Annotated in this window: 6 protein-coding genes and 4 tRNA genes; 7 read left to right on the forward strand and 3 right to left on the reverse strand. The window is 37.8% G+C overall.

Annotated features, from left to right (window positions below; all coding sequences use genetic code 11):
• The first annotated feature begins 47 nt into the window (after window positions 1–47).
• The 7 genes from AC1M87_RS13845 to AC1M87_RS13875 all read left to right on the forward strand — a co-directional run bounded on the left by AC1M87_RS13845 (window position 48) and on the right by AC1M87_RS13875 (window position 3534).
• On the forward strand, window positions 48–398 hold the full coding sequence (locus AC1M87_RS13845; protein ID WP_092768561.1) for a hypothetical protein: 351 nt from the start codon (window positions 48–50) through the stop codon (window positions 396–398).
• 169 nt (window positions 399–567) lie between these two features.
• Window positions 568–1788, forward strand: coding sequence for a bifunctional glutamate N-acetyltransferase/amino-acid acetyltransferase ArgJ (gene argJ, locus AC1M87_RS13850; protein ID WP_481594025.1), 1221 nt, complete (start codon window positions 568–570; stop codon window positions 1786–1788).
• A gap of 114 nt (window positions 1789–1902) precedes the next feature.
• Entirely contained in the window at window positions 1903–2970 is a 1068-nt protein-coding gene (gene nadA / locus AC1M87_RS13855; protein ID WP_481594028.1) for a quinolinate synthase NadA, read from the forward strand.
• 156 nt (window positions 2971–3126) lie between these two features.
• Window positions 3127–3203, forward strand: a tRNA-Pro gene (locus tag AC1M87_RS13860).
• A 47-nt stretch (window positions 3204–3250) separates the two neighbouring features.
• Window positions 3251–3327, forward strand: a tRNA-Arg gene (locus AC1M87_RS13865).
• A 37-nt stretch (window positions 3328–3364) separates the two neighbouring features.
• Window positions 3365–3440: transfer RNA gene (locus AC1M87_RS13870), tRNA-His, on the forward strand.
• Window positions 3441–3457: 17 nt separating this feature from the next.
• A tRNA-Pro gene (locus AC1M87_RS13875) sits at window positions 3458–3534 on the forward strand.
• 110 nt (window positions 3535–3644) lie between these two features.
• Here the strand turns inward: AC1M87_RS13875 and yfiB are convergent.
• Genes yfiB through yfiR form a run of 3 tightly spaced genes read right to left on the reverse strand, consistent with a single transcriptional unit; the run spans window position 3645 to window position 5875 of the window.
• On the reverse strand, window positions 3645–4124 hold the full coding sequence (gene yfiB / locus AC1M87_RS13880; RefSeq protein ID WP_035267906.1) for an outer membrane lipoprotein YfiB: 480 nt from the start codon (window positions 4122–4124) through the stop codon (window positions 3645–3647).
• 24 nt (window positions 4125–4148) lie between these two features.
• On the reverse strand, window positions 4149–5366 hold the full coding sequence (gene dgcN / locus AC1M87_RS13885; RefSeq protein ID WP_481589531.1) for a diguanylate cyclase DgcN/YfiN: 1218 nt from the start codon (window positions 5364–5366) through the stop codon (window positions 4149–4151).
• 5 nt (window positions 5367–5371) lie between these two features.
• The gene (gene yfiR, locus AC1M87_RS13890) at window positions 5372–5875 is read right to left on the reverse strand and encodes a regulatory sequestration protein YfiR (RefSeq protein WP_481594026.1); all 504 of its coding nucleotides are present in this window, start codon (window positions 5873–5875) and stop codon (window positions 5372–5374) included.
• Window positions 5876–6163 lie beyond the last annotated feature (288 nt).

Here is a 6163-nt window from a genome sequence, read left to right on the forward strand (position 1 = left end):
CAGTTAATGCTATTTAATTTTGCATGATTGAATATATGGAAGCGACAATGAAAAAAATACTAAAACCGGCTTTATTTGCAGTTTTTGCTTTACCAGCTTTTGCATTTGCCAATACTGATACAAAAACTGTACCTCTAGCGAAAGTTCAAGCAGCTGCGGGTGTTACTCAAGCACAAACTGAAGTTAAAAATGACTCCACAACGGTGATAAGTCCTCGCACTGGTATTCGTTACACACTTGGTAATACAGCTGGTCGACCAATCATTCTTCAAACAGCTGCAATAGCACCAGCAACTCCAGCTACAGCAAATCGTATTGTTGCATCAAATCCAGCTCTTTCAAGTTCAAGTCAAGAAAAAGCAAAACAAGCCTTATTGGAACAAACTGTATCTAATTAATTTTAGAATTTCGTACAAAAGCCAGTCTTTGACTGGCTTTATTGTTTTTAGGGATCGAGATTCATTTCAAATCATTCATTTCAATCAACCCTAATGCCTTATTCACTCGATTTTTTTTCTAATTTCTAATAAGCTTAGCCATCATTTTTTTTAATTCGGACAATCAAAAATGGCGGTGGGTGACGTATCAATGCCACAAATGCATGTGGTAAAGGGTGTGAAAATTGGCTCAGCAGAAGCGTATATACGTTACCCAAATCGACGTGACTTGGTTGTATTTGAATTCGCACAAGGCACTCAAGTTGCAGGTGTATTTACCCAAAATGCTTTTTGCGCAGCGCCAGTACATATTTCAAAACTGCATTTGTCTCAAACAAATCCACGTTACCTTGTAATTAATACAGGCAATGCGAATGCAGGTACTGGTCCTACAGGTATGAAAAATGCAAAGGACACTTGTGCTGAATTTGCCAAAATTGCTGTTGTAAATGAGAACGAGGTTTTGCCATTCTCAACAGGCGTAATTGGTGAACAATTACCCATGGAGCGTTTGATTGCTGGGTTAAAACCAGCATTTGAGAGTCTTGAAGATGATGTATGGTCTCAGGCAGCATCAGGTATTATGACGACCGATACTTTGCCTAAGGGCGCTTCTGAACAATTTGAAATTGACGGGGTTGTTTATACAATGACGGGTATTTCAAAAGGTGCAGGAATGATCCGTCCTAATATGGCAACGATGTTGTCCTTCGTAGCGACAGATGCGCCTATTGCTCGTGAATTGGTTCAAAAACTATTAAAAACCACGGTTGAACAATCATTTAATCGCATCACAATTGATGGTGATACATCTACTAATGACTCTTGTATTTTTGCAGCAACTGGTCAAGCAGGTGGTGCTGAAATTACATCTGAAGAAGATGCTCGTTATTCTATTGTTTTAGATGTACTTACACGTGTCATGAAGCGCTTGGCTCAGTTAATCGTTCGAGATGGTGAGGGTGCAACCAAATTTATAACTGTTTCAGTTGAAGGTGGTGCAAATACGCAAGAGTGTTGTGATACCGCTTATAGCATTGCACATTCACCTTTGGTAAAAACAGCGTTCTTTGCTTCTGACCCTAACTGGGGGCGTATCTTGGCTGCAATTGGTTATGCTGGTGTCCAAGATTTAAATGTCGACAAAATCCAAGTATGGTTAGATGATGTCCAGATCTGTAAAGATGGTGGTGCAGCGGCAGATTACACAGAAGAGGCTGGTGCTAAAGTGATGAATCAATCAGAAATTACTATTCGCGTTGATTTGGGCCGTGGTTCTGCCAAAGATACGGTTTACACCTGTGATTTGTCATATGATTATGTCAAGATCAACGCAGATTATCGTTCTTAAATAAATTAAGCCTCCCTGTTGAGGCTTTTTATTTATCAAATTTTAATGATTGGTCAAATCCAATCGGTGTGTAATTGCTTATATTGATAAGCGCTATGGATAGAGATGCAAATAATGAATGATGCAACCAATTTAATTGCAAATGATGCGAAAGCAATTGTTCAAGCTCATTTAGACCTGATTGGTGAATCTAACAATCAAGATTTAACACCAGAGTTAAAGCAGCAAAAATTTGCTGAGATCCAGGCTGAATTGGAAAAGCGTAATGCGGTATTGGTTGCTCATTATTATTGTGATCCGGTCGTACAGGAGCTTGCGGAGCTTACTGGTGGTTGTGTTTCAGATTCACTTGAAATGGCACGTTTTGGACGTGATCATGATGCGACAACACTCGTTGTGGCTGGTGTGAAGTTTATGGGTGAAACTTCTAAAATTTTATCACCTAACAAAACCATTTTAATGCCTACTTTAGAGGCAACTTGTTCACTCGATCTAGGTTGTCCTGTAGATGAGTTTACCAAGTTCTGTGATGCTCATCCTGATCATACTGTTGTGGTTTATGCAAATACCTCAGCTGCGGTAAAAGCACGTGCAGATTGGGTGGTAACATCAAGTTGTGCTGTCGAAATTATTGAGCATTTAGATAGTTTAGGTGAAAAAATTATTTGGGCACCTGATCAGCATTTAGGACGTTACATTCAAAAGAAAACTGGAGCGGATATGTTGCTCTGGGATGGTTCTTGTATTGTACATGAAGAATTTAGAGCACGTGGCATCGCTCAGATGAAAGCCATCTATCCTGATGCTGCAGTTTTAGTCCATCCTGAATCTCCAGAATCGGTGATTAATGTTGCTGATGCAGTAGGAAGTACTTCGCAATTGATTAAGGCTGCAAAAGAACTACCGCATGAAACAATGATTGTTGCGACCGATCGCGGTATTTTTTATAAGATGCAGCAAATGGTGCCGAATAAGACTTTGATTGAGGCTCCTACGGCAGGTGAGGGAGCGACTTGTCGTTCTTGTGCACATTGTCCATGGATGGCAATGAATGAATTGGATGGCATTTTGCATGTTTTACGACATGGTGATCAGGAAGTGTATGTTGATCCCGCTTTAGCAGAGCGCGCTAAATTACCATTAGATCGAATGTTAAACTTTAGTGCGTCATTAAAGCGTTAATATTAGTCAAAATGCTTGATAAATATACATTTGAAGTGTTTTTTTGAATTTTTTTGAAGATAGGTGTTGACGTTATCCAGCGTCACGCCTAGAATGCACACCGTACCGAACGATACATCAAACGATAAGTTGAACGGTACAAAAGCTGAGATGAATCGGAGTATAGCACAGCCTGGTAGTGCACCTGGTTTGGGACCAGGGGGTCGTAGGTTCGAATCCTACTGCTCCGACCAATTCTTCAAGGCAAAGGTTTTCCAATGATCTCGCAATCATGGGTAATGCGCCTGTAGCTCAGTTGGATAGAGCATCCGCCTTCTAAGCGGATGGTCACAGGTTCGAATCCTGTCAGGCGCGCCATTGGTCGCTTGATTTTATAGAACCAAATTTTGTGATGGTGGATGTAGCTCAGTTGGTAGAGCCCCGGATTGTGATTCCGGTTGTCGCGGGTTCGAATCCCGTCATTCACCCCAACACAAACCGATGTAATCGGAGTATAGCACAGCCTGGTAGTGCACCTGGTTTGGGACCAGGGGGTCGTAGGTTCGAATCCTACTGCTCCGACCATTTATTTCATTATAAATGGTCAGATAAAAGATACCGCGTTAAGCGGTTTTTTTATGTCTGATTTTTGCTGTTAAAAAAAGATCCTATCAGGATCTTTTTTTGTTGAGTGTTTAAGGCACGATAATAACAGCAACGCGTCTATTTTCTGCATGGGCAGCGTCAGTATTTGCAGTATTAATAGGTTGGGTTGAACCGCGACCAATGGTTTGGATATGAGCTGGGTTAAAACCCTCCTCAATAAAAATAGTGCTTACGCTTCGGGCACGGCTTTCAGAAAGTTTAAAATTATAATCTGGATTGCCAATAAGATCGGTATGACCGACGATACGGACTTTCTTTAAATTGTACTTTTGTAGTTGTGCTGCGAGATGTTGAATCTGTTCACGATTTTTTTTAGAGATTTCAGCCTGATCGAAATCGAAAAGAAGTCGTTCGGGTAGTCCCAAACTCCAACCTTCCTCTGTGAGTACGAAACCTTGTTGTTTTAACATTTTTACTTGTTTATAGCTTAAAGATCCCATACCCAAGCATGCACTTAATCCTATACAAAGAATGCTCATGATAAAAAGTTTGAAACTACGATTGAGCATAGGTATTAATCCTCAGTAAAAATTCTATTGTTGAAATATGTGCCAATGATGTTTTAGATTCTTCGCTTTGTACATCGCTTGGTCTGCTTGAGAAATTAAGTCCTCAGGGGTATGAGCTTCTTTAGCCAAAGCAATACCAAGACTAAAACTAAAATGGATTGATTGTCCGTTATATTTTAAGGGCTCATCAGAACATTTTATAAGATTTTCGGCAATCGAAATTAAGTGATCAACCTGGCTGACAGGACTTAGGATAATTGCAAATTCATCCCCGCTTAATCTTGCGACAAAATCATTTTGACGTGTGTTTTGTTTTAATCGTTTTGCCATTTCTTTCAACACTTCATCCCCCACTAAATGACCATATTGATCGTTAATAGACTTAAATTTATTGTTATCTATAAAAATCAAAACAGTATTTTCACGTTTATCAGGCTGATCGAAAAGGTTACACAAAACTTTATAAAAGTAATGTCGGTTTGGTAATTGTGTTAATTCATCATGTTGCACTTGATAATTAAGCTGGGTATTTTCAGACTGTAACTGATTGTGCCAAGATTGAATTTCTTCTAACAGTTGATTAAATACTGAGTTTAGATGATGAAATTCTTGAATATCATTTTTTGGAAAGCGGAGATTATATGCTTTTTGTTGACTCACTAATTGTGCTGTATGAATAATTGGTGATATAGAATTCATAATATGACGATAGGTTGCATTAACCGACCACCATAAGGCGAAAATCATAAAAAGCATACCTAGGATCAAGGCTAAGCAAATCTTGATAATGAATAAAATGATATCTTGAGAACTGCCGAATAGATGAAGCTCACCGACCAGTTGTCCATTGTGAGTAACTTCAATTTGAATCGGCTTAGAAAAAAATAATCCATCAAACCAAGTTTGAAGTTCTGAATGGCGATCTATCAGTTTGCTGCTTTCAGTGATTTTAACTTTATTGCTATCCAATACTTGGATAAGGCGAATTGAATGTTGTTGTGTGTACTCGTGTAAAATATTGTCTAAAGTGTATTTATCTTGGAAAACAAGAGCAGGTTGAATGCGTTCCGCAATTGTGCGACTCACTAAGGTTAAGTTTTGATTGGCGTATGATTTCACCGTAAAGATTGAAATCGTTGTAAAAATTAAAGTGCAGATCAAAAAAGTGATCGCAAAAATTAAAAATTGTGATCTTCTAAATAGTGATTGGAGTGAAGTTAATCCAAAAAATTTATCAATCATCTGAATTACTCCATATTCTGTGCAAGAAGTAATACACGAGGATCAACGTGGATTTTGGTTTTTGCAAGACTGTCTAAATTGACTTTAAATTTTGTAATACCTGCTTTATTGCTATAGAGACAGAAAACACTTCCAACCTCGCAATCTTCATTATTTGTCGAAAATGAGAGAATTGATTTGTTTAGTGATTCTCCGATGAGCTTTTGTTCGACTGTTGGAGAAGATTTAGAAAAAAATACAACATCACAATTAGTCTTGTTTAAATCGTAATCATGAATATTTTGTGCTTTGATCTTTGAATTTTGCTTTAGAATTATTTGATTAAACTCTGCTAATGCCAAAGTGTTATCAATTAGACATAAATCTGGTTGTGGAGATGAAATTTTGGCATAGCTCAAAATAGATAGAGTCATTTGATAAATGTTCTGGTTGGAATTGGCATGGCTAAAGCTGCACATCAAAAGCAGTAGGGAGATCAATACGGCTTTTTTGATTTTAAATATAGCCATTTAGTAACATAGTTCTAGTCAGTTAAATAATAGTTCCTATTCTAATCTAATTTTAGTAAAGTTAAAGTGTTCGATTTTTTATCAATATCATACTGAATGATGTGAATTTGATTATTAAATACCCACTCAATACTCATAATTTAAAATAATTCTAAAATATTAAAAAAAGTAGTTGCGTAAGAAAATAAATAGCCTATAATGCACATCCATCGGCGGTGATGTTGATTAAAACTTGTTGAAAAACAAGGATTTAGCTGAATAGGTTGGATCTAAGTTTTGAGAATAAGT

This window comes from Acinetobacter sp. 24-47-62, assembly GCF_056779765.1.